The following is a 25,898-nucleotide window of genomic DNA, read 5'->3' as shown; positions in this document are numbered from 1 at the left end:
TTTGTTGTGAAGGTCGTCCTGTTCTGCGGTGGTCTCGGCATGCGGATGCGCGAGGGCACCAGCAACGTGCCCAAGCCGATGGCGATGATCGGCGACCGTCCGCTGCTGTGGCACGTCATGCGCTACTACGCCCACTTCGGACACACCGACTTCGTCCTCGCCCTCGGCTACGGCGCGGCCGTCGTCAAGGACTACTTCCTGCACTACGACGAGACGCTGTCCAACGACTTCACCCTCGTCGGCGGCAACGGCGACGTGCAGCTCTTCTCGACCGACATCACCGACTGGAACATCACCTTCATCGACACCGGCCTCAAGGCCACGATCGGTGAGCGGCTCATGCGCGTGCGCAAGTACGTCGAGGACGAGCCGATGTTCCTGGCCAACTACGCCGACACGCTGACCGACGCGCCGCTGCCGGAGATGGTGGAGCGTTTCCGGGAGTCCGCCGCGGCGGTCAGCATGCTCGCCGTGCCGCCGGTCTCCACGCACCACATCCTGGAGATGTCCGAGGACGGGTCGGTGTCGCGGGTCCGGGACTTCCGCGACCTGATGACCTGGGAGAACGGCGGCTACTTCATCATGCGGCCGGAGATCTTCGACGTCCTGCGCGACGGCGAGGACATGGTGCCGCACGCCTTCGACCGGCTCATCCCGGATCGGAAGCTGCTCGCCCAGCAGTACGACGGGTTCTGGCGCGCGGTCGACACGTTCAAGGACCGCGCGGAGATGGAGGAGGCCTACAACCACGGCAACTGCCCGTGGATGCTGTGGGACTCGACCCGCCGCCCGTCCCTGGTCCCGACGCAGCGCGCATGATCGAGTTCTCGCTGGCCGGCGTGCGGTCCGTTGTCGCCCTGGGTGCCCACCCGGACGACATCGAGATCGCCGCCGGCGGGCTGCTGCTGTCCCTGCCCGCGGGGGTGCGCGTCGACTACGTCCTGGCGACCGGGGTACCGGACCGCCAGGCCGAGGCACGCGCGGCCGCGACAGCGTTCCTGTCGCAGGGCACGGTCACGTTCCACCTGCACGACCTGCCCGACGGGCGGTTGCCGGCGCACTGGAACGCGACCAAGGAGATCGTCGAGGCGGCGGCCCGCCTCGGCACCCCGGACCTGGTCCTCGCGCCGTCGACCGACGACGCGCACCAGGACCACCGGCTGCTCGGCTCACTCGCCTCGACCGCGTTCCGGGACTCCCTCGTCATGCACTACGAGATCCCGAAATGGGACGGCGACCTGTCCCGCCGCACCACCTACGTGCCGCTCACGGCCGAACAGGGCCGGCGCAAGGTCGCGCTGCTGCACCAGCACTTCCCGTCGCAGAAGGCCCGCGACTGGTGGGACGACGAGGTGTTCCTCGGTCTGGCCCGGATCCGCGGCATGGAGTGCCGGTCCCATTACGCCGAGGCGTACACCGTGACCAAGTCCGTGGTGACCTTCTAGGGCCCGTGCGTGACGGGCTTGCCGCCGTCGAGGTACACGTTGCTGGCCTCCCAGGTGACGCCTGGGAGGTCCTCGTTGGAGGCCGGCCCGTAGCGGCTGTTCTGCACGAACACGTTGTTGCGGAAGACGACCTTGTTCGCCTTGGTGTCCGGCCGCAGGTTCACCGTGTAGTTGCCGCCGGTGAACAGGTTGTCCTCGACGAGCAGGTCGATCAGGTCCACGGTCTCCGAGCCGAGCTGGAAGCCCGCGTTGAACGGGTCGTTGGTCGTCGGGTTGAACGCCTCGAGGGTGTTGTGCCGCACGATCATGCCGGTGCCGCCGGTCGTCTGCAGGACGTCCTGGTGGTCCTTCTCGTCGGTGAAGACCAGGCCGTGAATCCAGCTGTCCTCGACCACCGCGCCGTCGGAGACCCGGGGGCCCTCGTTGAGGGTGTGCATGTTGACGCGGCGCAGCGTGTAGTGGCCGAAGCCGATGCCGAGCCCCTCGCCGTCACCGGTGATCTCGCTGTCCTCGATGAGCACGCTCGCGTCGGTCACGAGCTCGTCGAAGACCCGGATGATCATCCCGCCCTCGTTCTTGCAGTTGATCTTCGACCGCTTGATCGTGACGTTCTTCGCCTTGATCTCGACGCAGTCGGTGAGGATCTTCCCGTCGATGACCGTGTCGGGCTCCGTGATCACGTAGCTCCCCGTGTACGGGGTGAGCTCCGTCCCGGCCGGCACCCCCGTGTTGTCGGGGCCGGGCCAGGGCTTCGTGGCCTTGACCGGGCCCGCGACGAGACCGGCGCCGGCCGTCGGGTGCTTCTTGCCGGATTCCGAGAAGGCGTAGCTCACCTTGTACGGCTGGTCGTCGACCGTCGAGTCCGTGACCACCGCCGGTGCGCCGGCGTAGTGCTGGAAGCCGGTGCCGCAGCCGTGGACCTTCACCTTCGTCGCGGTGTAACCGCCGTTGCCGACGCCGACCATGCCCTTGGCCTCGCAGAACACCTCGGTGTTCTGCACGACGGTGCCGGTGACGCCGGGGAACACCCGGATCGCCACCGTGCCCTTGTGCCGCACGGTCGAGTTGATCACCTTGACGTTGTTCGCCTTGATGTGCAGCGCCGTGGTCAGCTGCTGCCCGTCGACGACCGCGCCGTCGGTGTTGATGACGGTGGCCTTCTCGTCGGCGGTGCCCGGCTGGCTCTGTGCGCCGCCGTCCGTGAGCTGCACGACGGCGAAGATGCCGGCGCCCACCACGAGCACGGCCGCCACGCCGATCGCGATGATGCGACCGCTGATCCGGCGTGGCGAAGCCGGGGGAGCGGTGTGGCGTCCGGGGCGGTCTCGTTGCACCTGCTCCGTGCTGCTCACACTGATCCCCCTGTACGTGACTCGCCGCGCAGACCCGCGGACGATACGTGATCCGTCACCACGTCCTCAACCCGAGTGTCGGCTTTCTGCACCCGGCGCACAGGGACTTTCGACTACTCCGCGGAGACCTTCACCTTGCCGTTGCCGTTGGTCGTGCTCGCCGCCGGCGCGGCCTCCGTGTCCCGGCGGGCGGTCTCCCGGATGGTCTCGGCGGCCTGCTCGGCCTCCGCGACGGTCTGCGCGGCACGCTCGGCGGCCTCGGTCCCGGCGGCGGTCGCGAGCTCGTCGATCTCCTGGGCCCGCTGCTGCGCCGTCTCGGCCTGCTCCTCGGCCTGGCGCAGCCGCTCCTCGGCCGCGGCGACCTTCTCGCTCAGCGCCTCGGCGTCGACGGTCTGCTGCCGCAGCTCGGCCAGGCGCGCCTCGGCGGCCGCGACCTGCGTGGTCAGGTCCGTCTCCTGCTCGCGCAGCTCGGCGAGGCGCGCCTCGGTCGCGGTGACGTCCCGCTCCCGCTGCTCCTGGCCGTCCTGGGCGGTGGTGGTCGCGGCGAGCCGCTCGGTCAGCGCCGCCTCCTGCTCGCGCAGCTCGGCCAGGCGGGCCTCGGCCGTGGTGGCGTCCTTGAGCCGCTCGCGGAGGGTGGCCTCCTGCGTTTGGACCTCGGCCAGCCGGGCCTCCGCCTCGGTGAGCTTCGCCGTGACGGCCGCGACCTCGGCGGTGGCCTTCGTGACCTGCGCGGAGGCCTCGGCGGCCCTGGTGGCGTCGGCGGTGGCGTCGGCGGTGGCGTCGGCGGTGGCCTTCGTGGCGTCGGCCTCGGCGGCGGTCGCAGCGGCGGCGGCCTCGGACCGCACCGCGTCCGCCTCGCGCTGCGCGGTGGCGCGGAGCTGATCGGCCTCGGCCTTCGCCGCGGTGCCGGCCTCGGCCAGCTCCCGCTCCGCCGTGGCACGCAGCTCGGCGAGCTCGGCGTCGTGGGCGACGCGCAGGTCGGCCAGCTCCTGCTCGATCGCGGCGCGGGCGGCGGCGGCCTCGGTGCCGGCCTTCCGGGCCGCCTCGTCGGTGCGCTTCTGGTGGGCGTCGGTGGCGGCGGCGTGCGCCTCGGCGGCCGCGGCCTCGGCCTTCGACACCGCCGTGTCGGCGATGGCCTTCGCCTGCGCGGCGGCCTGCTCGGTGACGGCGGTCGCGGCCTGCTCCGCCTGCGCGGCGACGGTTGCGGCCGTCTCCCGCGCCTGGGCGGTGACGGTGGCGGCGTGCTGCTCGGCCTGCGCGGCGACGGTGGCCGCGGCCTCCTCCGCCTTGGTCGCGACGGCCGCGGCGGCCTGCTGGGCCTGCGCGGTGACCGACTCGGCCTCCTGCCGGGCCTGCGCGGTGACCGCCGCTGCCTGGGCCTGGGCCTGGGCGGTGACGGCGTCGGCCTGAGCCTGGGCCTGGCCGGTCAGGGTGGCGGCCTGCTCCTGCGCCTGCGCGAGGAGCGCGGCGGCCTCCTGCTGCGCCTGGGTCGTGAGGGCCGTCGCGTGCTGCTGCGCGGCGGCGGCGTGCTGGTCGGCCTGGGCGCGGACCTGCGTCGAGTGCTGCTCGGCGCCGGCCCGCAGCGCCTGCAGCTCCTGCTCCGCCTGGAGGCGGGCCTGCTCGAGCTGGGCGGTGACGCCGGCCGTGATGCGCTGCGCCTCGGCGTGTGCGTGCGCGACGATCCGCTCGGCCTCGGCGCGTCCTGCGGCGGCCCGCTCCTCGATCGCCCGGGTCTCCGCCTCCAGGGCGGCGCGACGCTCCGTGACCGAGCGCTCCTCCTCCGCACGGCGGGCGCCGAGGGCGAGCTCGAAGTCCTCGTTGGCCTTGGCGGCGCGGCCGCGGGCGTCGGAGAGCAGTCGCTCGGCCTCGGCGCGCAGGCCGGAGATGTCCTGGACGGCATTGGCGCGGATCGACTCGGCCTGGTCCTCGGCGAGGCCGAGGATCTGCTCGACCCGGGCGCCCAGGTGCCGGAACGAGACGTCGCCCACAGGACCGCGCCGGCGCAGGTCGGCGAGCTCCATCTGCAGGTCCTGAACCTGTGACGCGAGCGCCTGGACCTGACCCCAGACCTCTTCGTTCTCCAGCTTCAGGGCATGGATCTCGTTCTCTGACTGCGTCCAGTACTTGTCGACCTGGCCGCGGTTGTAGCCACGCAGTGCGGTCTCGAAGTCGGGCTCTGAAGAGACGCCGCCCGGGCCCGTGTCGAAGAGGTCGCCGTCTGACATAACACCCATCCTCACACGCAACGTCCCGCCACGCGCAATTACCCACCGCGCATGACGGGACGTGCGATCGAACTCCCCGTGAATGATCGAGAAGCGGTCTGATCACCGCGCCCCGCGAGCGTCAGGCGGAGACCTTGTCGCCGTCTCCGGACTTGGCCTTCTTGGCGTCGGCCGGGCCGCCCTGCTGCGGCGGCTGGACCGACGGCATGATCCCGGCGAGGCCGGAGAGCATCTGACCGAGCTGCGAGGTGACCGCGTCCTTCTGGCGGGTGAGGTCCTCGACCTCGCGCCGGGCCCGCTGAGTGGTCTCCTCGGCCTCGGCGCGAGCCTCGCTGAGCTGACGGTGGGCCTCGGCGCGGGCCTCGTTGACCGTCTTCTCCGACAGGTTCTTGGCCTTCTCGAGGGTCTCGGCGGCGCTGCGCTCGGACTCGACCCGGCGGGCCTCGGCCCGCTGCTCGATCTCCTTGGCCCGGTCCTCGGCGGCCCGGGCGCGGCTCTCGGCCTCGCCGACCAGCTTCTGGGTCGCGGCGACCGCGGAGGCGTGGCGGGCGGACTCGTCGCGCTCGGCCTTCTCCTGCCGCTCGGCGATCTCCAGCGCCAGGGACTGCAGGTCCTTGTCGCGCTTGTCCCGGGCGTCGGTGAGCAGCTTGGTCGCCTCGGCGCGCTTCTCCTCCGCCTCGCGGGCGGCCTTGGCGCGCAGCTGGGTGATCTCCCGCTCGGCGGTGGCCCGCAGCGTCGCCACCTCGCGCTCGACGGTCGCCTTCAGCTCGGCCACCTCGTGCGCCGTGGCCGTGCGCAGCTGCTTGGTCTCGCGCTCCGCGTCGGCGCGCAGCGTGTCGGCCTCGCGCCGGGCCTGGACCCGGACCTCGGCGGCCTCGCGCTCGGCGGCGGTGCGCAGGTTGCCGGCTTCGCGCTCAGCGGTCGCCTTCATGGCGGCGGACTCGGCCCGCGCCTTGTCGGTGATCTCGCGAGCCTCGAGCCGGGCGGCGGAGTTGATGCCCTCGGACTCCCGCTTGGCCTCGCCCCGGTGGTCGTTGGCCTGCTCCTCGGCGAGCCGCAGGATCTGCTCGACCCGGGTGCCCAGCCCCGACAGCGTCGGCCGGTTGTTCTCCTCCAGCTGCTTGTTCGTGTCGCTCAGCTTCTGCTCCATCGTGCCGAGCCGCTGCTCGGTCTGACGGATGCGCCGCTGGGACTCGGCGAGGCGACCCTCGGCCTCTTCGCGAGCCTGGTTGGCCTGCTGGAGCTGCGCGTTGATCCGCTGCAGCTTGGCGTCGACCTGCGCACGGTCGTAACCGCGCAGGACGACACTCAGCTCTTCGTGATCCGAGCCGTTCTGAAAGAAGTCAACCGAGGACTGCTGCTGGGGCATTGGCACATACTTGCAGACCACGGGGGGGCTTTCGCAAGGGTGCAGCGGCACTCATCCGAGATGGTCACAAGGTCAACTTCACCGTGGCAGGACACGCCACGTTTTTGTCACGCTTTGTCGGCGTGTCGACTAGCCGTCCGGCCACTTCAAGGTCACCGAACGGTGAGCCGGTGGAGACCGGTTTCACCCCGGGTGACGTGGGCGTTCTGCCGGTTCCGGGCAAAATAAACCGCGGCGGGAGGCCACATCGTTGTGACCGTCCCGTCGCGGAGTCTCTGGAACGCGGTTACTGGTTCCGGAAGCGGTTGATCGCCGGCTCGTGCCGGGCGCGCAGCTCGGGGTCGCGGACGCCGAGGCCCTCGGTGGGTGCCAGGCAGAGCACGCCGACCTTGCCCTGGTGCGCGTTGCGGTGCACGTCGTGCGCGGCCTGGCCGGTCTGGTCCAGTGGATACGCGCGCGACAGCGTCGGATGGATCCGCCCGAGCGCGATGAGCCGGTTCGCCTCCCATGCCTCGCGGTAGTTGGCGAAGTGGCTGCCGACGATGCGCTTGAGGTTCATCCAGAGGTACCGGTTGTCGTACTGGTGCATGAACCCTGAGGTCGAGGCGCAGGTGACGATCGTGCCGCCGCGCTTGGCGACGTAGACGCTCACGCCGAAGGTCTCGCGGCCGGGGTGCTCGAACACGATGTCCGGGTCGTCGCCGCCGGTCAGGGCGCGGATCTCGGCGCCGAACCGGCGCCACTCCGCGGTGTCCTGGGTGTGCTCGTCCTTCCAGAAGGTGTACGACGAGCGGTCGATCACCAGTTCGGCGCCCATGGCCCGGCACAGGTCGGCCTTCTGCGGGCTGGACACCACGCAGATCGGGGTCGCGCCGCCATTGAGGGCGAACTGCGTGGCGTAGGAGCCGAGGCCGCCGGACGCGCCCCAGATGAGGACGGTGTCACCCTGCTTCATCTGCGCGCCGTGGTGGGAGACCAGCTGCCGGTAGGCGGTGGAGTTGACCAGCCCGGGGCAGGCCGCCTCCTCCCAGGACAGGTGGGTGGGCTTCGGCATGAGCTGGTTGGCCTTGACCAGGGCCAGCTCGGCGAGGCCGCCGAAGTTGGTCTCGAAGCCCCAGATCCGCTGCTGCGGGTCGAGCATCGTGTCGTCGTGGCCGGTGGCGTCCTCGAGCTCGACGCTCAGGCAGTGCGCGACCACCTCGTCGCCCGGCTTCCACTTGCTCACGCCCGGGCCGACCTTGAGCACCACGCCGGCGGCGTCCGAGCCGACCACGTGATAGGGCAGGTCGTGGCGCTTCGACAGGTCGTTGAGCCGGCCGTACCGCTGCAGGAAGCCGAACGTCGAGACCGGCTCGAAGATCGAGGTCCAGACGGTGTTGTAGTTGACCGCGCTGCCCATGACCGCGATCAGCGCCTCGCCGGGGCCGACCTCGGGGGTGGGGACCTCCTGCACGTGCAGGGACTTGCGGGGGTCCTTGTCGCGGGTGGCGAGGCCGTCGAACATGTCGGTCTCGTCGGCGCGCACGACCACGCCGCGATACGACGAGGGCACCGGCAGGCCGGCCACGGCGCGCAGCTCGGCCGCCGGGTCCGCGGCACCTTCCGCCTGCATGATCGCGTCGAGGATCTGCTGCACCGGTGGCTCCTAACGTCAGGGATGAAGGCATCAAGGGTGGGACCCCGGAAAGCGGGGTGCCTATGGGGATCGGCAACACATCTCGATGCCCTGACCCGGACGTTACTGAACGGTAGCTAAATCAGGAACCGGCCTGTGAAGAAGTCCACTGGGCGGTTCAGGAGTGGTTGCTCGAAGCTGCTCGGGACGGCTCCACCAGCTCCACGAGTACGCCTCCGGCGTCTTTCGGGTGCACGAAATTGATGCGCGAATCCGACGTGCCGCGGCGCGGTTCGTCGTAGAGCAGCCGCACGCCGCGGGAGCGCAGCTCGGCGCTCGTGGCATCGATGTCGGTCACCGTGTACGCGAGCTGCTGGAGGCCCGGACCGCTGCGGTCCAGGAACTTCGCGATGGTCGAGGCCGGGCTCAGTGGGGCGAGCAGCTGCAGGCGACCGCCGTCGTCGGCCGGCCCGACCGACAGCATCGCCTCGCGCACACCCTGCTCCTCATTCGTCTCCTCATGCACGACGCGCATGCCGAAGACGCGGGCATAGAACTCGATCGCCACGTCGAGATCCGCGACCGCGATACCGACGTGGTCGATGCGCAGGATGCCGACGGGTGAGATATCCAACTGCGGGTCGGAGGAGGTCATGGCGATAGTCTGAACCCTAGTAATCGTTCAGTCGCGACGGTGCGATGTGAACCATCTCTCGGAAGGCCTCCCGATGACTCAATCGGTGATCGTCAACGGCGCCCGCACGCCGATGGGGCGACTGCTCGGTGCGCTCAAGGACTTTCCCGCCACCAAGCTCGGCGGTGTCGCCATCAAGGCGGCGCTCGAGCGCTCGGGCGTCGCGCCCGAGCAGGTGCAGTACGTGATCATGGGTCAGGTGCTGACCGCCGGCGCCGGCCAGATCCCCGCCCGCCAGGCCGCCATCGACGCCGGCATCCCGATGTCGGTGCCGGCGCTGACCGTCAACAAGGTCTGCCTCTCCGGCCTCGACGCGATCGCCCTGGCCGACCAGCTCATCCGGGCCGGCGAGTTCGACATCGTGGTCGCCGGCGGCATGGAGTCGATGACCAACGCCCCGCACCTGCTGGTCGGGCAGCGGCAGGGCTACAAGTACGGCGACGTCGTCATCAGGGACCACATGGCCCTGGACGGCCTGACCGACGCCTACGACCAGGTGTCGATGGGCGAGTCGACCGAGCGGCACGTCGCCCGGCTCGGGATCACCCGCGAGGCGCAGGACGCGTTCGGCGCGGCCAGCCACCAGAAGGCCGCCGCCGCGCAGAAGGACGGGCGCTTCGCCGAGGAGATCGTCGCGGTGGAGATCCCGCAGCGCAAGGGTGACCCGCTGCTGGTCACCGACGACGAGCAGATCCGGCCGGAGACCACGGTCGAGACCCTGGCCAAGCTGCGGCCCGCGTTCAGCAAGGACGGCACCATCACCGCCGCGACGTCCTCGCCGATCTCCGACGGGGCCTGCGCGGTCGTCGTCATGAGCAGGGCCAAGGCGGAGGAGCTCGGGCTGACCTGGCTGGCCGAGATCGGCGCGCACGGCAACGTCGCCGGCCCCGACAACTCGCTGACCAGCCAGCCGTCCAGCGCGATCAAGCACGCCCTGGGCAAGGCCGGCCTGTCCACCGCCGACCTTGATCTCGTGGAGATCAACGAGGCGTTCGCCGCGGTGGGCGTGCAGTCGACCGCCGACCTGGGCATCGACCCCGCGATCGTCAACGTCAACGGCGGCGCCATCGCGCTCGGCCACCCGATCGGCATGTCCGGCGCCAGGCTGGCCCTGACGCTCGCGCTGGAGCTGCGCCGCCGCGGCGGCGGCCTCGGTGCCGCGGCGCTGTGCGGCGGCGGCGGCCAGGGTGACGCGCTGCTGCTCCGGGTGCCGAAGTCCTGAAGCGGCGATCATTCAACACATGACAGGTATCCGCCGATCGCGGGACGTTCCAGAGCTGGTCACGAGGGCGCGGGAGGGTGACCCCCGCGCCGTCGCGCGCCTGGTGTCGCTGGTCGAGGACGGTGACGAGGTGCTGCCGCAGGTCGCGGCGGCCCTCGCGCCGTTCGCCGGCGACGCCCACGTCATCGGGCTGACCGGCTCGCCCGGCGTGGGCAAGTCGACCACCACCAACGAGCTGGTCCGGATCTTCCGGAAGCAGCAGAAGCGGGTCGGTGTGCTCGCCGTCGACCCGTCCAGCCCGTTCACCGGCGGGGCGATCCTCGGCGACCGGGTCCGGATGCAGGACCACGCCACCGACCCCGGCGTCTACATCCGCTCGATGTCCAGCCGGGGCCACCTCGGCGGGCTGTCGGCGGCGACCCCGCAGGCGGTGCGGGTGCTCGACGGCGCCGGCTGCGACCCGGTGGTCGTGGAGACGGTCGGCGTCGGCCAAGCCGAGGTCGAGATCGCCGGGCTCGCCGACACCACCCTCGTGCTGCTCGCCCCCGGCATGGGCGACTCGATCCAGGCGGCCAAGGCCGGGGTGCTGGAGATCGCCGACATCTTCGTGGTCAACAAGGCCGACCGGGACGGCGCCGACGCCACGTACCGCGACATCCAGGGCATGATCGGCCTCGGCGAGCGGGCCCCCGGCCAGTGGCGGCCCAAGGTGCTGCGCGCCGTCGCGGCCAGGGCCGAGGGCGTCGAGGAGATCGTGGCGGCGATCACGGAGCACCGGGAGCACCTGCAGGACACCGGCGAGCTCCGGAAACGGCGGGAGCGCCGGGCCGCCGCCGAGATCGAGGCGATCGCCCTGGGCACGCTGCGTGCCCGGATGGAAGCCCTCAGGGACGGTGCGGTGCTGGCGGACCTGGCGCGGCAGGTCGCGGACGGTGACCTGGATCCGCACACCGCGGCAGGAGAGCTGGTGACCATGACCGAAGCGCCGAACGGCCGCTAAGGTCTGCGGGTCAACCTTCAGCTCGACCAGCACAGGGGGCACATCTTGACGGCCTGGACCGTCATGCTGCGTGGCATCAGATACCGGGCCGGCCGGTCGTTCGTGGTCTTCCTCCTCGCCGTGACGGCGACCACGGCGGCCGTGCTCGCACCCGCGTACAGCCGTGCCGCGCAGCAGTCCGTGCTCACCGATGGCCTGTCCGCCGCGTCCACCGACGCGACCGGGCTGACCGTCGGGGCAAAGGGCACCGCAGACAGCGCCGCGTTCAAGGACCTCGCCGAGATCCGGCTGGCCATGAACACCGCGCTCGCCAAGGACCAGCTGCTCGCCGACCGGCTCGACCTGCCGGTCGCGGCCATCGACACCGAGATCGCGGTGGGTGACGTGAGCGGCCGGCTCGCGTACCGCGACAACGCCTGCTATCACCTCACGATCGACGGCGACTGCCCGGACAACCCGGGCGAGATCGCGGTCAGCCGGCGCACCGCCACGGCCCAGAACCTGAAGGTCGGCGACCGGCTCACCGTCCGCATGGGGCCGGCGACCGGCGGGCATGACAAGACCTTCACGATCCGGGGCGTCTACACCCCGAAGGACGGCGACGCCGCGTACTGGGGCCGCACCTCCTACTTCAGCGCCAGCGATTCCACGGTCGACGCCGTGTTCTCGATGACCGAGGACGACCTGCGCCTGGACCGCGCGGCGACCCTGACGACCCGGCTGGAATACCCGCTGCGGGCGGACCGGATCAGGCTCGACGACGTCGCCGGGCTCCGCGACGGCATCCAGATCCTGGGTGACCGGCTGCGGGGCGAGGAGCTCGAGGTGACCACCACCCTCCCGGCGGTCCTTCGCGACATCGACACCGACCAGTCCAGCATCGGACGGACAGCGCCGGTCATCGCCGTACCATTGCTGCTTTTGTGTTGGTTTGTGCTCTTTTTGCTCGTCGCGTCGCTGACCGAGGAACGGGCGCCGGAAATCGCGCTGGCGAAGCTTCGTGGCTATCCGGCCGGGCGGGCCGCCAGGTTCGGCCTGGGTGAGGTGCTGCTGCTGACCGCCGCCGCGGTGCCCGTCGGGATCGCCGCCGGCCTGCTGCTCGTGCAGGCCGCCGCCGGGGCGCTGCTCGCCGACGGCGTCCGGGTCGAGGTGCGCTGGCCGGTGTTCGCCGCCGCGGGCCTGGCCCTGGTCGCGGGCCTGGCCGCCGCCCTCCTGGCCGGCCGGCAGACCCTGGCCCGGCCGGTCCTGGGTCTGTTGCGGCGCGTCCCCGAGCGGGGTGGCTGGCGGGCCGGCGTCGCGGACGGCGTCGTCGTGGCGCTCGCCGCGGCCAGCCTCGCCGCCGCCGTGAACGACCGCGGCTCACCCCTGGCACTGCTGGCGCCGCCGCTGCTCGCCGTCGTCCTCGGCATCGCCGCGGCCCGGCTGCTCGGCCTGTGGTCGCAGGCCCGGCTGCGGATCGCCCGCCGCCGCGGCCGGATCGTGCCGCTGCTGTCCGCCGCGCAGCTGTCCCGCCGTCCCGGCGGTCAGCGGCTGGTCGTCGTGGTCACGGTCGCGGTGGCGCTGCTGACGTTCGCCGCGACCGCGTGGGACGCCGCCGCGCAGGCCCGCCGCGACGCCGCCGACGACACCGTCGGCGCGCAGCGGGTCCTCACCGTCGCCGCCGACCACCCCGCCGCGCTGGAGGCCGCGGTCGACAAGGCCGACCCCGGCGGTCACGCCATGGCCGTCGTGCGGGCCAGCCAGCGCTTCGACAACGTCCCGGTCGAGCTGATCGGGGTGCAGTCCGGCCGGTTCGCGGACGTCGCCGTCTGGCGCGGGCACTCCCGGGCCGAGGTCGGCGACCTGGCCGCGCGGCTGCACCCGAACGTCGCCGCGCCGCTGCGGGTGGGCAAGGACCTCGCCGCCGAGATCTCCGTCGACGCGCTGCCGGCCAAACCGGCGCTGCGGGTCGCCGCGATCGTCGCCGCGCCCGGGCAGCCGCCCCGCACGGTGCCGCTCGGCGGCCTGGGGAAGGGCACGAAGTCCTACCACGCGGCCCTCACCGGCTGCGCGACCGGCTGCCGGCTCGTCGGCCTGGCCATCGGGCGGGCCGCCGGCGGCAGCGAACCCTTCGCGGTCAGCGTCGCCGTCCGCGGCCTGAGCACCGACGGCGCGCCCCTCACGGCGGGCTTCGACCTCGCCGGCCGCTGGCGGCCGCGCCTGTCCACCGGCGGCGCGCAGGTCACCGTCCGGTCCGGCGCGGCGCTCGGCGTCGACGTCGCCGGCAGCGACCCCGCCGACGCCGTCGTGGAGCACGTCGACACGCCCGAGGCGCTGCCCGCGGTCCTCGCCGGTGGCGCGCCCACCGACGACGCGGCCGCGGCGACGTTCAAACTGCCCGGGTTCTCCGACCAGCCGCAGCCGTTCACGGTCGCGGCGCACGCCACGGAGCTGCCCCGGGCCGGCCGTCGCGGGGTGCTCTTCGACCTCGACTACGCCACCCGGATGGCCGAGCGCGGCGCCAGCCTCGCCGACAACGCCACCCTGCGCTACGAGGTGTGGGCCTCCTCCGCCGCACCCGCGGACCTCGACCGGCGGCTCGCCGCGGCCGGGGTGCAGGTGCTGCGCACCGAGACCATCGACGGGCAGCTCGCGCAGCTGGCCCGCCGCGCACCGGCCCTCGGGCTGTGGCTCTACCTGCTCGCCGGTGGCGCGGCGATCCTCCTCGCGATCGGCGTGGTGCTGCTCACCGCGTACGTCGGGGTCCGGGCCCGCCTCTACGAGCTCGCCGCGCTGCGGGTGGCCGGGGTGCGCGCCGGGCAGCTGCGCCGGGCGGTGTTCCGGGAGTACCGGGCGCTGCTCGGCCTGCCGCTCGTCGTCGGTCTCGCCGCCGGGCTGGTGGGCGCGATGGTGATGCTGCCCGGCATCCCGCTCGTCACGGTCGGGGTCGCCGAGCCCTTCACCCTGCGGCTCGGCATGGGCGCGTTGCCCGTGGCGGTCGCCGTCATCGTGGGCGGTCTTCTGGCGGTGGTGCTGATGGTGCTCCGCCTGATGGGCCGCGCCACGCCGGAACGACTGCGGGACGGTGCACAGTGAGCGGGCTTGCGGTGACGTGCCGGGGGCTGGTGTACATCTACCGCCTGGAGGGCTACGACGTCGTGGCCCTGTCGGGGGTCGACCTCGACATCTCCCCGGGCGAGTCGGTCGCCCTGCTCGGCCCGTCCGGGTCGGGCAAGTCGACGCTGCTGTCGCTGCTCGCCGGCCTCCTGCCGCCGTCGGCGGGCCGGGTCAGCGTGGGCACGCATGACCTGGCCCGGGCCACCGCGGCCGAGCTGCAGCAGCTGCGCGCCACCGACGTCGGGGTGGTGCTGCAGGGTGCCTCGCGCAACCTGCTGCCCTACCTGACCGCGGAGCAGAACGTGCGCTTCGCCCAGCGCGGCATCCCCGGCGGGCGGCGCCGGCAGCTGCCGGACCCACGTGAGGTGCTGGCCACCGTCGGTCTGAACGGACGGGGACGCAACCGGCAGCGGCCGCAGCGACTCTCTCCTGGTGAGCGTCAACGGTTGGCGCTCGCCGTCGGGCTGGCCGCCCGGCCGGGACTGCTGCTCGCCGACGAGCCGACCAGCCAGCTCGACACGCACGCCCGCGACGAGGTGCTCCACGCCCTGGACGCGGTCCGCCGGGCCGGCACGACGGTGGTCGTCGTGACGCACGACCCGGACGTCGGCCACCGGATGGGTCGCACCGTCACCATCCGGGACGGCCGGGTCGGCGCCGAAGGCCGCCGCGGAGAGGACTACGCGGTGGTCGGTCGCGACGGTACGGTGCACCTGCCGCAGGAGGCGCTGCGCCTGCTGCCGCCCGGTTCGCTGGTCGGGGTCGAGCCGCAGCCCGACGGCACGGTGCTGCTGGTGCCGGCCGGGTCCGGGTTGTCGTCACAGATGTTGGAGGACATGCAGTGAAGACGTTGACGGTCGACAGCGTCACGGTGGCGTACGAGCGGGACCATCCGGTGCTGCGCGACGTGTCCGTGATCGTCTCCCCAGGGCAGATCCTCGCCGTCACCGGCCCGTCCGGGGCCGGCAAGACGACGCTGCTGTGGGCGATGGCGGGGCTGCTGAAGCCGGCGGCCGGGACCGTGGCCGTGGACAGCACGCCGCTGCGCGACCGCGACCACGCGGTGGCCGAGAAGGTCGTGCTGATCCCGCAGGACAACGGGCTCGCCGCGATCCTCACCGCGCAGGAGAACATCCAGGTGGCGATGATCGCCGGCGGGTCGGCCCCGGCCGACGCCCGCCGGGCGACCGTGTCGTCGCTGGAGCGGCTCGGCCTCGCCGGCCAGGCCGACCAGCTGGTCGAGGAGCTCTCCGGCGGTCAGCAGCAGCGCACCGCGATCGCCCGCGGGCTGGCCCTGCACGGCGCCGTGGTGCTCGCCGACGAGGTGACCAGCGAGCTGGACTCCACCAACCGGCAGAAGGTCATGGAGCTCCTGCAGGAGGAGGCCCGCCGCGGCGCGGCGGTCGTCTTCGCCACCCACGACCCGGAGGCGGCCGCCGCCTGCGACCGCGAGCTGCACCTCTCCGACGGGATCGCCCAACTGGTCCGTTAGGTTCTCCCAGCGTTGGCCGGGCGCGAGTACGCTCGCGCTCGGCCACCGACCTAGGGGAGTACAGAGATGACCGACGTGACCGCGGGCCTCCCCGCGCAGCGCACCGACGTGGACGACCCGGACATGACCGGCGACGCACTCTCGATCGAGCCGGCCGCCCCGGGCTCCGTGGCGGGCACCGCCACCACCGGCGAGCGGGTCAGCGCGTTCGCCTCCGACACCGCCGAGCGGGTCGGCGAGTTCGCCTCGACCACGGCCGACCGGGTCGGGGAGTTCGCCTCGACGACCGCCGCCGCGTCCGGGCGGATCGCCTCGCAGGTCGTCGACCGGCTGCGCAACAACGCCGAGCTCGCCGCCGAGCGGGGCACCACCACCATCGCCGACGAGGTGGTCGAGAAGATCGCCGGCATCGCCGCCCGCGAGGTGCCCGGTGTCTACGACCTGGGCGGCGACGTCGCCCGCGTCTTCGCCTCCGTCCGGGACCGGATCGGCCTCGGCGACGACGAGCGCGAGCAGGGCAACCGCGGCGTGAGCGTCCGGCTCGAGGGCACCTCCGCCGCCGTGCGGGTCACGCTCGTGATCGAGTACGGCTTCGTGCTGTACTCCGTGGCCGAGAAGGTCCGCGCCAACGTCATCGGCGCGGTCGAGAACCTGCTGGGCCTCGAGGTCACCTCGGTGGACATCGTCGTGGACGACGTGCACGTCAGCGACAAGCTGCCCGAGTCCGTCGAGGCGTCGGCGGCATAAGTCATGGGACGGAGGGTGGGAGTTCACCCACCCTCCTGAGCGATCGTTCAGGAAGCGCATACCATCGACGGTGAGACGGACACCCCGATCACACCGAGCTTTTCGAGGAGCGCCGACACCCGATGGACGCCCACGACATCGCCGATGGCCGCGCCCGCTGGCAGCGTCGCTACGACGACGCCCGCAAGCGCGACGCCGACTTCACCACCCTGTCCGGGACCCCGGTCGACCCGGTCTACGGCCCGCCCGAGGGTGCCGACGTGCCGGGCTTCGAGCGCATCGGCTGGCCCGGTGAGTTCCCCTACACGCGGGGGCTGCACCCGACCGGGTATCGCGGCCGCACCTGGACGATCCGGCAGTTCTCCGGCTTCGGCAACGCCCAGCAGACCAACGCCCGCTACAAGATGCTGCTCGGCGCGGGCGGCGGCGGCCTGTCCGTCGCCTTCGACATGCCGACCCTGATGGGCCGCGACTCCGACGAGCCGCAGTCGCTCGGCGAGGTCGGCCACTGCGGCGTCGCCATCGACTCGGCCGCCGACATGGACGTGCTGTTCGACGGCATCCCCCTCGCGGACGTCACCACCAGCATGACCATCTCCGGGCCGGCCGTCCCGGTGTTCTGCATGTATCTGGTGGCGGCCGAGCGCCAGGGCGCCGACCTGCGGGTGCTGGACGGCACCCTGCAGACGGACATCTTCAAGGAGTACATCGCGCAGAAGGAGTGGCTCTTCCCGCCCGAGCCGCACCTGCGCCTCATCGGCGACCTGATGGAGTTCTGCGGCAAGGAGATCCCGCGCTACAAGCCGCTGTCCGTCTCCGGCTACCACATCCGTGAGGCCGGCTCGACCGCCGCGCAGGAGCTGGCGTACACGCTCGCCGACGGCTTCGGCTACGTGGAGCTCGGCCAGTCGCGGGGCCTGGACGTCAACGCGTTCGCGCCCGGTCTCAGCTTCTTCTTCGACGCGCACATCGACTTCTTCGAGGAGATCGCGAAGTTCCGCGCCGCACGCCGGATCTGGGCCCGCTGGCTGCGCGACGTGTACGGCGCCACCAGCGAGAAGGCGCTCTGGCTCAAGTTCCACACGCAGACCGCCGGGGTGTCGCTCACCGCGCAGCAGCCCTACAACAACGTGGTCCGCACCGCGGTCGAGGCGCTCAGCGCGGTCCTCGGCGGCACCCAGTCGCTGCACACCAACGCCCTGGACGAGACCCTGGCGCTGCCCACCGACGAGGCCGCCGAGATCGCCCTGCGGACCCAGCAGGTGCTGATGGAGGAGACGGGCATCACCAACGTCGCCGATCCGCTCGGTGGCTCCTGGTATGTCGAGGACCTCACCGACCGCATCGAGGCCGAGGCCGAGGCCATCTTCCAGCGGATCCGCGATCTGGGCGGCGACGGCACCATCACCGCCGGCATCCTGCGCGGCATCGAGGACGGCTGGTTCATGTCGGAGATCGCCGACAGCGCCTTCGTCTACCAGCAGGCCGTCGAGAAGGGCGACAAGCGGGTCGTCGGCGTCAACGTGCACACCGGCTCGCTGACCCGGGAGCTGGACATCATGCGGGTCTCGCACGAGGTCGAGATCGAGCAGAACAAGCTGCTCGGCGCCCGCCGGGCCGGACGCGACAAGGCCCTGGTGGAGCAGCGGATCGCCGAGATGGTGGCGGTCGCGCGCACGGGCGGCAACATGATCCCGGCGATGCTGGACGCGTGCCGCGCCGAGGCGACCCTCGGCGAGATCTGCGGCGCGTTGAAGGACGAATGGGGCATCTACCGCGAGCCGGCGCGGTTCTAAGGACGCGGTTACCGAATCGAGATGCAACCGGTCCCCTCCCCGGTTGGTCTTCCTACGAACGACCTTGACCACGGGGGAGGGGCCTTGCTGGCACTCGTGCTCGCAGCGCTGCGGGCCCGGCGGACGCAGGCGATGACGTTGCTGCTGCTGAGCACGCTCGCCGCGGCCGCCGCGGCCGCCGCGCCCTGGTACGTCCTGGCGTCCACCGAACGCATCGCCACCCGCCATGTGGAGTCCGCGCCGATCCAGGAGCGGGCCCTCGAGACGGTCGGCGAGGGTGCGATCGAGGGTGGCTCCGTCGCGGCGCACCTGGAGGCCAACGCCCTGCTCACCCAGTCGGTCGTGGAGCTGGGCGGGTTCACCACCTACACGGGGGCCTACCTCGTCGGCTCGCTGCTGGCCGCCGCGCCGCAGAACAACGGCAGCGCGGTCGGCGTGCGGCGCGAGACCGACTCCCCGCTGATGCTGCGCACCGGCGCGTGCGAGCACGCCACGATCGAGGGGCGCTGCGCCACCGCCGCGAACGAGGTGATGCTCAGCTACCGCACCGCCCACTGGCTGGGCGCCAAACCCGGCGACACGGTCTCCTACGAGGCGACCAACGTCCTCGGGTCGGCCCAGCTCACCGTCGTCGGGATCTACCGGCCGGTCGACCCGGTCGACCCGTTCTGGAGCAGCAACCCCCAGCTCATCGCGGTCGACCTGCCCACCGGCGCGCCGCCGGAGATCACCGAGCCGGTCGACGACGCGATCCTCGCCGGCCCGGCCGTCTTCGACCAGATGAAGCCCGAGAAGCTGCGCTTCGTCGTCGACATGGTCGCCGAGCCGAAGCTTTTCGTGGACAACACCCCGTCGGAGGTCCGCGCGTTCCTCGACGCGGCGACGGTCAAGGCGGCCAACAACCGGCTCACCATGTACACCAGCATCTACTCCACCGTGGAGCGGGTCGAGCGGGACCGGCGGCTGCTCAGCCTCGGTGTCCCCGTGGGCGCGTTCCAGCTGCTCCTGCTGTGCTGGTTCGCGCTGTACCTGGCGGTGAAGTACACCGGCGACGAACGCCGCCCGGACGTCGGCCTGGTCAAGCTGCGCGGCGCGACCCGCGGCCGCACCTGGGCGCTCGTCGGCGGCCAGAGCGCGGTGCCGATGCTGGTCGGGGCGGTGCTCGGGCTGCCGCTGGGGTATCTGGTGGCGACCGCGGTCACCGGCGCGATCGACGACCCCGCGGTCGTCTCGCAGGCCGCGACGCTGTCCGTCGGCGCGGTGGTCGTCGCCGTGGTCGGCGCGCTGCTGGCCGCGCTGCTCGCCGAGCGGCGCTCGTTGGGCGCGACGGTCGCCGAGCTGCTGCGGCAGTCCCCGGGCAAGGCCCGGGCGTGGCGGGACCTGTTCGACCTGGTGCTGGTGATCATCGCGGGGATCGCGGTGTACCAGGTGAAGCACCGCGCCTCCGGCGACGCGGCGGGGCTCGCCCTGCTGGCACCCGGCCTCGCCGCGCTGGCCTTCGCGCTGGTCGCGTCCCGGGCGATCACGGCGGTGGCCGGCCGGCTGGTCGAGGGCGCGCTGCGGCACGGCCGCCCGGCCCGTGCGCTCACCGCCATCTACCTGGCCCGTCGCCCCGGTGTGCACCGGCTCGCCGCGCTCATGATCGTGACGGTCGCGCTGCTCGGCACGTCGTTCCTCACCTGGAATGCCGGGCAGCACGCCGGGCGCGCGCGGGCCGAGCTGGAGGTCGGCGCCGACCGGGTGCTCACCGTCCGCGCCGAGAACCGGCTCGCCCTGCTCAACGCGGTCCGTGCCGCCGATCCGTCCGGCAAGCAGGCGATGGCGGCCGTGCAGTCGCTGCGCTCCGGCCAGGACCGGGTCCTGCTCGTGGACAGCCCGCGCCTGCCCGCCGTGGCCACCTGGCGCCCTGAGTACGGGATGACCGCCGAGCAGGCCGCCGCCGCGCTGCACCCCGGGGCGCCGGCCCCGGTCATGGTCACCGGCGGCGAGCTGACGTTCGACCTGGACGTGGTGATGACCGCGCCCGAGTCGGGCCGGACGCTGTTCTTCGAGGCGGTGCTCGCCGACCCCAAGGGCGACCGGCTGGTGGCCCGCGTCGGTCCGCTCGTGGCCGGCGCCGCGGTGCTCAAGGCCCAGGTGCCCGCCTGCACCACGGCGCCCGGGTGCCGGCTGAGCTCCCTGGCGATCACCCAGAGCACCCTCGACCAGAAGGTGTTCTTCGCCGCGCGCCCCGGCATCGACGTCACCGTCCGCGGGTTGTCAGCCGGATCGCCGGTCCTCGGCGCCGACGCCCTGGCCGACCGGACCCGATGGCGCCTCGCCGTCTCCCCGGCGCCACCCAACCTCATCGTCACGCCGACCGCGGCCGGGTTGCTGCTGCGGGTCGCACCGCTGCGGCCCGGCCCGGCGTCCGACGCCGGCGTCTACCCGATCGACACGCCCGCGCCGATCGCCACGATCCGGGCCAAGCGGCTGCAGCAGCGCATCGCCGGCGATCAGCGGGTCACCTACGGCTCGGCGTCGATCTCCGAGCGCATCGTGGGCACGGCGACCCGTCTGCCCCGCCTCGGTGACCAGGGCGTGCTCGTCGACCTCGAATACGCCGACCGGCTCGGCGCCGACTTCGGCGCGGGCGAGTCGCTGCAGGTCTGGCTCGCACCCGGCGCGCCGCGCGACATCGTCGACCGGCTGCGGCAGCAGGGGCTGATCGTGCAGGGCGAGGAGTCCATCGACACCGTCGCGGCCCGCTACGCGTCCTTCGGGCCGCCGCTGACGCTGCAGTTCATGCTGCTGTCGGCGGTCATCGGGGTCGCGCTCGCGATCGGCGCCGCCACGGTGGTCGCCGCCGTCGAGCGCCGGCCCAGGGCGGCGGAGCTCAACGCGCTGCGGATCCAGGGCGCGCCCGCCCGCGTCGTGCAACGGGTGGCCGTCGAGGGGTACCTCATCCTCGTCGGCGTCTCGATCCTCGTCGGGCTGCTGCTCGTCGTGCTCATCCGCGCCTACATCGGCGATGTCCTGCCCTACTTCGCCGATGGATGGAAGACGCCATGATCGGGCTCGTGCTGTCGATGATCCGGGCCCGGCCCGGGCAGGCCGTCACCGCGTTCGTCCTGGCCATGCTCGCCATGGCGGCCGCGGTGAGCGCGCCCGTCTACATCACCACCGCCGACCGTGCCGTGGTGGCGAGCGAGGTCGCCGCCGCGCCCGTCAACGAGCTGGTCGTGCAGGCCCGCCGCGAGACGAAGGCCGGCGACCGGGCCTTCGAGGACCTCGCCCCGAAGGTCTTCGTCTTCCCCGGCTTCTCGACCGTCTTCAGCGCCGAGACCAACGCCTACGTGCAGAGCCCCGTGGAGGGCGTCGAAGCGATCGCGCCGCGGTTCGTGTACCGCGACGACGCGTGCGCGCACGTCCGGGTCGTCGAGGGCCGCTGCTTCATCAGCCAGAGCGAGATCATCCTCAGCAAGCCCACGCTCGACCAGCTCAAGATCAAGGTGGGCGCCGTCCTGGGCGTCGACTGGGGCACGTTCGACGCCGAGGGCCAGGAGTGGGTGCCGCTCGGCAAGCCCACGACGATGTCGGTCGTCGGCGCGTACGAGCCGATCGACGCGACCGAGCAGTACTGGGCGGACTTCGGCTACTTCGACGACCGGCCGTCCGCCCGGCGCGTCACCGCCCCGGTCCTCGCCAACCGGCTCTCGCTGGAGTCGATCGAGCGCCTGACCGAGCGGCAGGCCCTCGACGTCGTCATCGACCACGCCGCGATCACCGGCGACAGCCTGGTCGCGGTCAACGCCGCCATCGAGAGCGGCCGGGCCCAGCTCGCCGGCCTGTCCGGGTCGCCGACGGTCAAGGCGGACCTACCGCACCTGCTGAGCCGCATCGAGCACGACCGGAGCCTGGTCGCCCAGGTCGTGCCGGTCGGCGCGGTGCCGCTCGTGCTGCTGTGCTGGTTCGTGCTGTTCGTCGCGGTCGCCTCGGCGACCGCCGAACGCCGGCTCGAGCTCGGCCTGATGTCCCTGCGCGGGGTCACCTTCCCGCGCCGCTGGTGGCTCGCCGCGGGCGAGAGCATCGTGCCGATCCTCCTCGGCGCCGCCGCCGGCTTCGTCCTCGGCCACTACCTCGTCCGGCTCGCCGCCTGGCTGCTGCTGGGCTCCAGCGGCGACGTGCCGCTGTCGGAGGGCGCCAACCTGTGGGCCGCCGTCGCCGTCGCCGGTGCCGTGGCCGCGGCGGTCCTCGCCCAGCGGGCCGAGCTCGCCAAGAAGACCATCGACCTGCTCCGCAACGTGCCCAGCCGGCTGTCCCGCTGGGGCGCGCCGGTGTTCGAGGTGGCCGTGGTGGTCCTCGCCGTCGTCGCGGTGCTGCAACTGCGGGAGGGCGACGGCGGGCTCACCGGCTTCGCGATCTTCGGACCGTCGCTGGTGGTCATCGCGTTCGGCCTGCTCGCCGCCCGCGGCGTGCTGCCCCTCGCCGAACGCAACGGCCGGCGGGCCCTGCGCCGTGGCCGGATCGGGCCGACGCTCGCCGCGTATGCGATGGCCCGCCGCCCGGGCAGCCAGCGCACCCTCGCCCTGTTCGTGGTCGCGATCGCCCTCGCCTGCTTCGCGGCGACCGCGGCGACCGCCTCCGACGACAACCGTGACCTGCGGATCCGGGTCGAGCTCGGCGCCGACCGGATCCTCACCGTCGAGCCGGTCAGCCGCACCGAGCTGCTCAGCAAGGTCCGGGCGCTGGATCCTGCCGGCGACTTCGCCATGGCCACGGCGATGCTGCCGAAGTCGGAGGACCCGGCGGTCCCGCGGGTGCTCGGCGTCGACAGCGAACGCCTCGCCAAGGTCGCGCTGTGGAACGACTCCCGGCTCACCGCCGCCGAGGCCGCCGCCCTGCTGCGCCCCGACGTCCCCCGCGACAGCATCATCGTGGACAACAAGGACGTGACCCTCGACATCACCGTCAACAAGCTCGTCGACGCGTTCCGGGTCAGGTTCGTCATGGTCGTGATCCCGCTGGACGGGTCGGCCGCGGGCGAGGTCGACTTCGGCGCGCCGCAGCTGGGCCGCCGCACGTACATCAGGAACCTCCCGATGTGCGTGAACAAGTGCCGCCTCGCCGCGCTGCGGATCAGGCAGCCGGAGGACCGCGGCTTCGACGCCACGATCACCCTGCACTCCATGGCCCAGCGGGGCGAGACCATCACCGACTTCAGCGACGGCGAGCAGTGGCGGGTCCCGGAGACCCCCGGTCCCGTGCTGATGGTGCCCGAGCTCACCTCCGCCGACGGCGGGCTGCGCATGGACGTGTCCGGGTACAAGGGCGCCGACGTCGCGTTCACGCTCATGCCGACGGACGCGCCGGTGCCGATGCCGGTCGTCATGGCACGGGCCGCCGGCATGGGCGATCACATGGCGGGCTTCGACGGGTCCAGGATCGTCGTCAAGACGGCCGGCGAGGTCGACCAGGTCCCCCGCATGGGGTCCAAGGGCGGCATCGTCGACCTCGACTACGCCGAGCGGCTCTCCTCCGGCGGCGCGGACACGATCAGCCCGCAGATCTGGCTCAACGCGAAGGCTCCCGCCGACATCCTCGCCCGGGTCGAGGCGCAGGGCCTGCGCGTCATGTCCGACCAGCGGATCGGCCCGCTGCGGGCGGCCCTCGACGAGCAGGGGCCGGCGGTCGCGCTGCGCTTCCACGAGCTCGCGGCCAGCCTCGCCGTCCTGCTCGCCGGTGGCGCGATGTGGCTCGTCACCGCCCTGGACCGGCAGCGCCGCGGCGGCGAGCTGCGGGCCCTGCGGGCGCAGGGCGTGGCCCGCCGGGACGCGTCCGCCAACGGCTACCTGGCGCTGGTCGGCACCGCGGCGGTCATCGGGCCGTTCGCCGCTCTGGCAAGCTGGCTCCTGGTGCGCGAACATCTTCCGGTGTTCACCGACGACCCCGACACCTTCCCGGTGCCGATCTGGCCGTCGCCGCTCCCGGTGGCCGTCGCCTGGGCGGCGGCCGTGCTGACCCTCGCCGGCGTGGCCCTCCTCGCCGGTGCCCGACTCCGTGCCGCGACCAGACAGCGATAAAAGGGGACTGCTCATGAACGGGTTGGCGGTGGCCTGCCGGCGGGTCGTGCACATCTACCGGGCCGAGGCGGGCGACGTCGTGGCCCTCGCCGGTGTCGACCTGTCGATCGGGCCGGGGGAGACCCTGGCCCTGGTCGGGCCGTCCGGCTCCGGCAAGTCGACGCTGATCGCGCTGCTCGCCGGGCTCATGCGCCCGTCGGCCGGCCGGGTCAACATCGGCACCTACGACATGGGCAAGCTGTCCGACGGTGAGATCGCCCGGCTCCGCGGCACCGAGATCGGCGTGGTGCTGCAGGGCGCCGCCCGCAACCTGCTGCCCTACGCGACGCTGCACCGCAACATCTGGCTGGCCCAGCGGCGCGCCGCCCGCACCGAGGGCATCAAGCTCGACGACCCGGACCGCATCCTGGACCTGGTGGGCCTGCCCGGCCTCGGCCGCTCCCGGATCGAGGAGCTCGCGCCCGGCGCCCGCCAGCGCGCCGCGCTCGCCGTCGGCATCGCCGCCGGGCCCGGCCTGCTGCTCGTCGACGAGCCGACCAGCCAGCTCGACACCGCCGGCCGCGACGAGGTCCTCGAGGCCCTCGAGACGGTCAACCAGGAGCGCAACACCACGATCGTCGTCGTCACCCACGACGGCGACGTCGGCACCCGCCTCGGCCGCGCCGTGACCATCCGCGACGGCCGCGTCGGCGCCGAGGGCCGCGACGGCCAGGACTTCGCCGTGGTCGCCGGCGACGGCACGGTCCAGCTGCCGCCCGAGGTCCTCGGCGACTTCCCGCCCGGCACCCTCTTCACCGTGGAGCACATCGACGGCGCCGTCACACTGGTGGCGGGTGGATCCGACCGGTCACTTGCGGCGGACCACTTGGGGCACGTGCAAAACTAGCTCCATGAGCGACCCAAGGCAGACCCAGTCGATCTTCACCCGCGGGGCGGTGGACCTCGGCGCCCTGGCCCGGAGCAATCAGGCCGCGGCGCAGCGATCTGCTCAGCCTGCCGCCGCGCCGAGCTCCGCGTTCGTGTTCGATGCCACCGAGACCAACTTCCAGGACGCCGTCCTGCAGCGTTCGGTCACCACCCCGGTCGTCCTGGACTTCTACGTCGAGGGCAGCCAGCCGCACCAGCAGTTCTCGCCACTGCTGGAGAAGCTCGCCGGCGACGGTGAGGGCACCTGGCTGCTCGGCCGCGTCGACATCGAGGCCAACCCGCGGCTGGCCCAGATGTTCCGCATCCAGGGCATCCCGTTCGTCGTCGCGATCGTCGGCGGGCAGCCCGTCGACGCGTTCAACCAGATGCTGCCCGAGACCCACCTGCGCCAGTGGATCGACGCGGTCCTCAAGGCCGCCGGCGTCGAGGTCCAGCACGGCGACGACCCGCGCCTGCTGTCCGCCGACGACGCCCTGATGGACGGCGACCTCGACGGTGCCGAGGTGGCATACAAGCAGATCCTGGCCGACACGCCGGCGGACCCGATCGCCGAGTCCGGCCTCGCCCAGGTCGCCCTGCTGCGCCGGACCTCCGGGCTGGACGCCGCGGCCGTCCTGGCGGCGGCCGGGGACGATCTCGCCTCCCAGCTGCTCGCCGCCGACATCGAGGTGCTGACCGGCCAGGCCGACCTCGCCTACAAGCGCCTCATCGACCTTGTCCGCCGCACCCCCGGCGACGAACGCGAGACGGTGCGCAAGCACCTCGTCTCGCTGTTCACCGTCGCGGGGCCCGACGACCCCGCGGTCGCCAAGGCCCGCCGGGCGCTGGCGAGCGCGCTCTTCTGAGCCGGGGCGGG

The 25,898-nt window shown here is 72.6% G+C and carries 18 protein-coding genes; 13 read left to right on the top strand and 5 right to left on the bottom strand.

Annotated features, from left to right (window positions below):
• The first annotated feature begins 6 nt into the window (after window positions 1–6).
• Together Dsi01nite_RS13120 and Dsi01nite_RS13115 are read left to right on the top strand one after the other, a co-directional pair.
• Entirely contained in the window at window positions 7–819 is an 813-nt protein-coding gene (locus tag Dsi01nite_RS13120; protein ID WP_203846393.1) for a sugar phosphate nucleotidyltransferase, read from the top strand.
• Entirely contained in the window at window positions 816–1,445 is a 630-nt protein-coding gene (locus Dsi01nite_RS13115; protein ID WP_203846392.1) for a PIG-L deacetylase family protein, read from the top strand. Before Dsi01nite_RS13120 ends, Dsi01nite_RS13115 begins: the two co-directional genes overlap by 4 nt.
• Here Dsi01nite_RS13115 and Dsi01nite_RS13110 read toward each other — a convergent pair.
• From Dsi01nite_RS13110 to mce, 5 genes are all read right to left on the bottom strand, one after another.
• The gene (locus Dsi01nite_RS13110) at window positions 1,442–2,797 is read right to left on the bottom strand and encodes a right-handed parallel beta-helix repeat-containing protein (protein WP_203846391.1); all 1,356 of its coding nucleotides are present in this window, start codon (window positions 2,795–2,797) and stop codon (window positions 1,442–1,444) included. The genes Dsi01nite_RS13115 and Dsi01nite_RS13110 overlap by 4 nt on opposite strands.
• Before the next feature lie 113 nt (window positions 2,798–2,910).
• Window positions 2,911–5,022, bottom strand: coding sequence for a hypothetical protein (locus tag Dsi01nite_RS13105; protein ID WP_203846390.1), 2,112 nt, complete (start codon window positions 5,020–5,022; stop codon window positions 2,911–2,913).
• Between the two features lie 121 nt (window positions 5,023–5,143).
• A complete protein-coding gene (locus tag Dsi01nite_RS13100) occupies window positions 5,144–6,391 on the bottom strand; it encodes a coiled-coil domain-containing protein (protein WP_203846389.1) in 1,248 nt (415 codons plus the stop codon).
• Window positions 6,392–6,677: 286 nt separating this feature from the next.
• Window positions 6,678–8,027: a crotonyl-CoA carboxylase/reductase gene (ccrA, locus tag Dsi01nite_RS13095; protein WP_203846388.1), complete on the bottom strand. Its 1,350-nt coding sequence runs from the start codon at window positions 8,025–8,027 to the stop codon at window positions 6,678–6,680.
• Between the two features lie 157 nt (window positions 8,028–8,184).
• Complete coding sequence (gene mce / locus Dsi01nite_RS13090) at window positions 8,185–8,661, bottom strand: methylmalonyl-CoA epimerase (RefSeq protein ID WP_203846387.1); 477 nt, start codon at window positions 8,659–8,661, stop codon at window positions 8,185–8,187.
• A gap of 73 nt (window positions 8,662–8,734) precedes the next feature.
• Between mce and Dsi01nite_RS13085 the strand changes: the two genes are divergently transcribed.
• The 11 genes from Dsi01nite_RS13085 (at window position 8,735) to Dsi01nite_RS13035 (ending at window position 25,887) form a co-directional block, all read left to right on the top strand.
• On the top strand, window positions 8,735–9,922 hold the full coding sequence (locus Dsi01nite_RS13085; protein ID WP_203846386.1) for an acetyl-CoA C-acetyltransferase: 1,188 nt from the start codon (window positions 8,735–8,737) through the stop codon (window positions 9,920–9,922).
• A 19-nt stretch (window positions 9,923–9,941) separates the two neighbouring features.
• Window positions 9,942–10,922: a methylmalonyl Co-A mutase-associated GTPase MeaB gene (meaB, locus tag Dsi01nite_RS13080; RefSeq protein ID WP_203846385.1), complete on the top strand. Its 981-nt coding sequence runs from the start codon at window positions 9,942–9,944 to the stop codon at window positions 10,920–10,922.
• 45 nt (window positions 10,923–10,967) lie between these two features.
• Complete coding sequence (locus Dsi01nite_RS13075) at window positions 10,968–13,997, top strand: FtsX-like permease family protein (RefSeq protein ID WP_203846384.1); 3,030 nt, start codon at window positions 10,968–10,970, stop codon at window positions 13,995–13,997.
• Window positions 13,994–14,863 carry an ABC transporter ATP-binding protein gene (locus Dsi01nite_RS13070; RefSeq protein ID WP_203846383.1) on the top strand — a complete coding sequence of 290 codons (870 nt, stop codon included), beginning with the start codon at window positions 13,994–13,996 and terminating at the stop codon, window positions 14,861–14,863. Before Dsi01nite_RS13075 ends, Dsi01nite_RS13070 begins: the two co-directional genes overlap by 4 nt.
• Complete coding sequence (locus Dsi01nite_RS13065; RefSeq protein WP_203846382.1) at window positions 14,860–15,510, top strand: ATP-binding cassette domain-containing protein; 651 nt, start codon at window positions 14,860–14,862, stop codon at window positions 15,508–15,510. Before Dsi01nite_RS13070 ends, Dsi01nite_RS13065 begins: the two co-directional genes overlap by 4 nt.
• A gap of 66 nt (window positions 15,511–15,576) precedes the next feature.
• Window positions 15,577–16,257 carry an Asp23/Gls24 family envelope stress response protein gene (locus Dsi01nite_RS13060; RefSeq protein WP_239135865.1) on the top strand — a complete coding sequence of 227 codons (681 nt, stop codon included), beginning with the start codon at window positions 15,577–15,579 and terminating at the stop codon, window positions 16,255–16,257.
• A gap of 122 nt (window positions 16,258–16,379) precedes the next feature.
• Window positions 16,380–18,053, top strand: a complete 1,674-nt coding sequence (icmA, locus tag Dsi01nite_RS13055; RefSeq protein WP_203846381.1) for a coenzyme B12-dependent isobutyryl-CoA mutase large subunit — start codon at window positions 16,380–16,382, stop codon at window positions 18,051–18,053.
• An 84-nt stretch (window positions 18,054–18,137) separates the two neighbouring features.
• The gene (locus Dsi01nite_RS13050; protein ID WP_203846380.1) at window positions 18,138–21,104 is read left to right on the top strand and encodes an FtsX-like permease family protein; all 2,967 of its coding nucleotides are present in this window, start codon (window positions 18,138–18,140) and stop codon (window positions 21,102–21,104) included.
• Window positions 21,101–24,115 carry an FtsX-like permease family protein gene (locus Dsi01nite_RS13045; RefSeq protein ID WP_203846379.1) on the top strand — a complete coding sequence of 1,005 codons (3,015 nt, stop codon included), beginning with the start codon at window positions 21,101–21,103 and terminating at the stop codon, window positions 24,113–24,115. The genes Dsi01nite_RS13050 and Dsi01nite_RS13045 overlap by 4 nt, the downstream gene beginning before the upstream one ends.
• A gap of 13 nt (window positions 24,116–24,128) precedes the next feature.
• Window positions 24,129–25,001 (top strand): ABC transporter ATP-binding protein, encoded by an 873-nt coding sequence (locus Dsi01nite_RS13040; RefSeq protein ID WP_203846378.1) that lies wholly within the window; start codon window positions 24,129–24,131, stop codon window positions 24,999–25,001.
• A gap of 4 nt (window positions 25,002–25,005) precedes the next feature.
• Entirely contained in the window at window positions 25,006–25,887 is an 882-nt protein-coding gene (locus Dsi01nite_RS13035) for a tetratricopeptide repeat protein (protein ID WP_203846377.1), read from the top strand.
• Window positions 25,888–25,898: the final 11 nt, after the last annotated feature.

Source organism: Dactylosporangium siamense, assembly GCF_016862795.1.
Taxonomy (GTDB): Bacteria; Actinomycetota; Actinomycetes; order Mycobacteriales; family Micromonosporaceae; genus Dactylosporangium; species Dactylosporangium siamense.
Note: the sequence above shows the minus strand (reverse complement) of the source record. Positions and strands in the feature narration are given on the sequence as shown.

Excerpts from the sequence above, each read along its gene's own strand:
- Dsi01nite_RS13085 (WP_203846386.1), top strand. The coding sequence starts at position 8,735 with ATGACTCAATCGGTGATCGTCAACGGCGCCCGCACGCCGATGGGGCGA.
- Dsi01nite_RS13035 (WP_203846377.1), top strand. The coding sequence starts at position 25,006 with ATGAGCGACCCAAGGCAGACCCAGTCGATCTTCACCCGCGGGGCGGTG.
- Dsi01nite_RS13100 (WP_203846389.1), bottom strand. The coding sequence starts at position 6,391 with ATGCCCCAGCAGCAGTCCTCGGTTGACTTCTTTCAGAACGGCTCGGAT.
- Dsi01nite_RS13105 (WP_203846390.1), bottom strand. The coding sequence starts at position 5,022 with ATGTCAGACGGCGACCTCTTCGACACGGGCCCGGGCGGCGTCTCTTCA.
- mce (WP_203846387.1), bottom strand. The coding sequence starts at position 8,661 with ATGACCTCCTCCGACCCGCAGTTGGATATCTCACCCGTCGGCATCCTG.
- Dsi01nite_RS13045 (WP_203846379.1), top strand. The coding sequence starts at position 21,101 with ATGATCGGGCTCGTGCTGTCGATGATCCGGGCCCGGCCCGGGCAGGCC.
- Dsi01nite_RS13115 (WP_203846392.1), top strand. The coding sequence starts at position 816 with ATGATCGAGTTCTCGCTGGCCGGCGTGCGGTCCGTTGTCGCCCTGGGT.
- Dsi01nite_RS13060 (WP_239135865.1), top strand. The coding sequence starts at position 15,577 with ATGACCGACGTGACCGCGGGCCTCCCCGCGCAGCGCACCGACGTGGAC.
- Dsi01nite_RS13040 (WP_203846378.1), top strand. The coding sequence starts at position 24,129 with ATGAACGGGTTGGCGGTGGCCTGCCGGCGGGTCGTGCACATCTACCGG.
- meaB (WP_203846385.1), top strand. The coding sequence starts at position 9,942 with ATGACAGGTATCCGCCGATCGCGGGACGTTCCAGAGCTGGTCACGAGG.
- icmA (WP_203846381.1), top strand. The coding sequence starts at position 16,380 with ATGGACGCCCACGACATCGCCGATGGCCGCGCCCGCTGGCAGCGTCGC.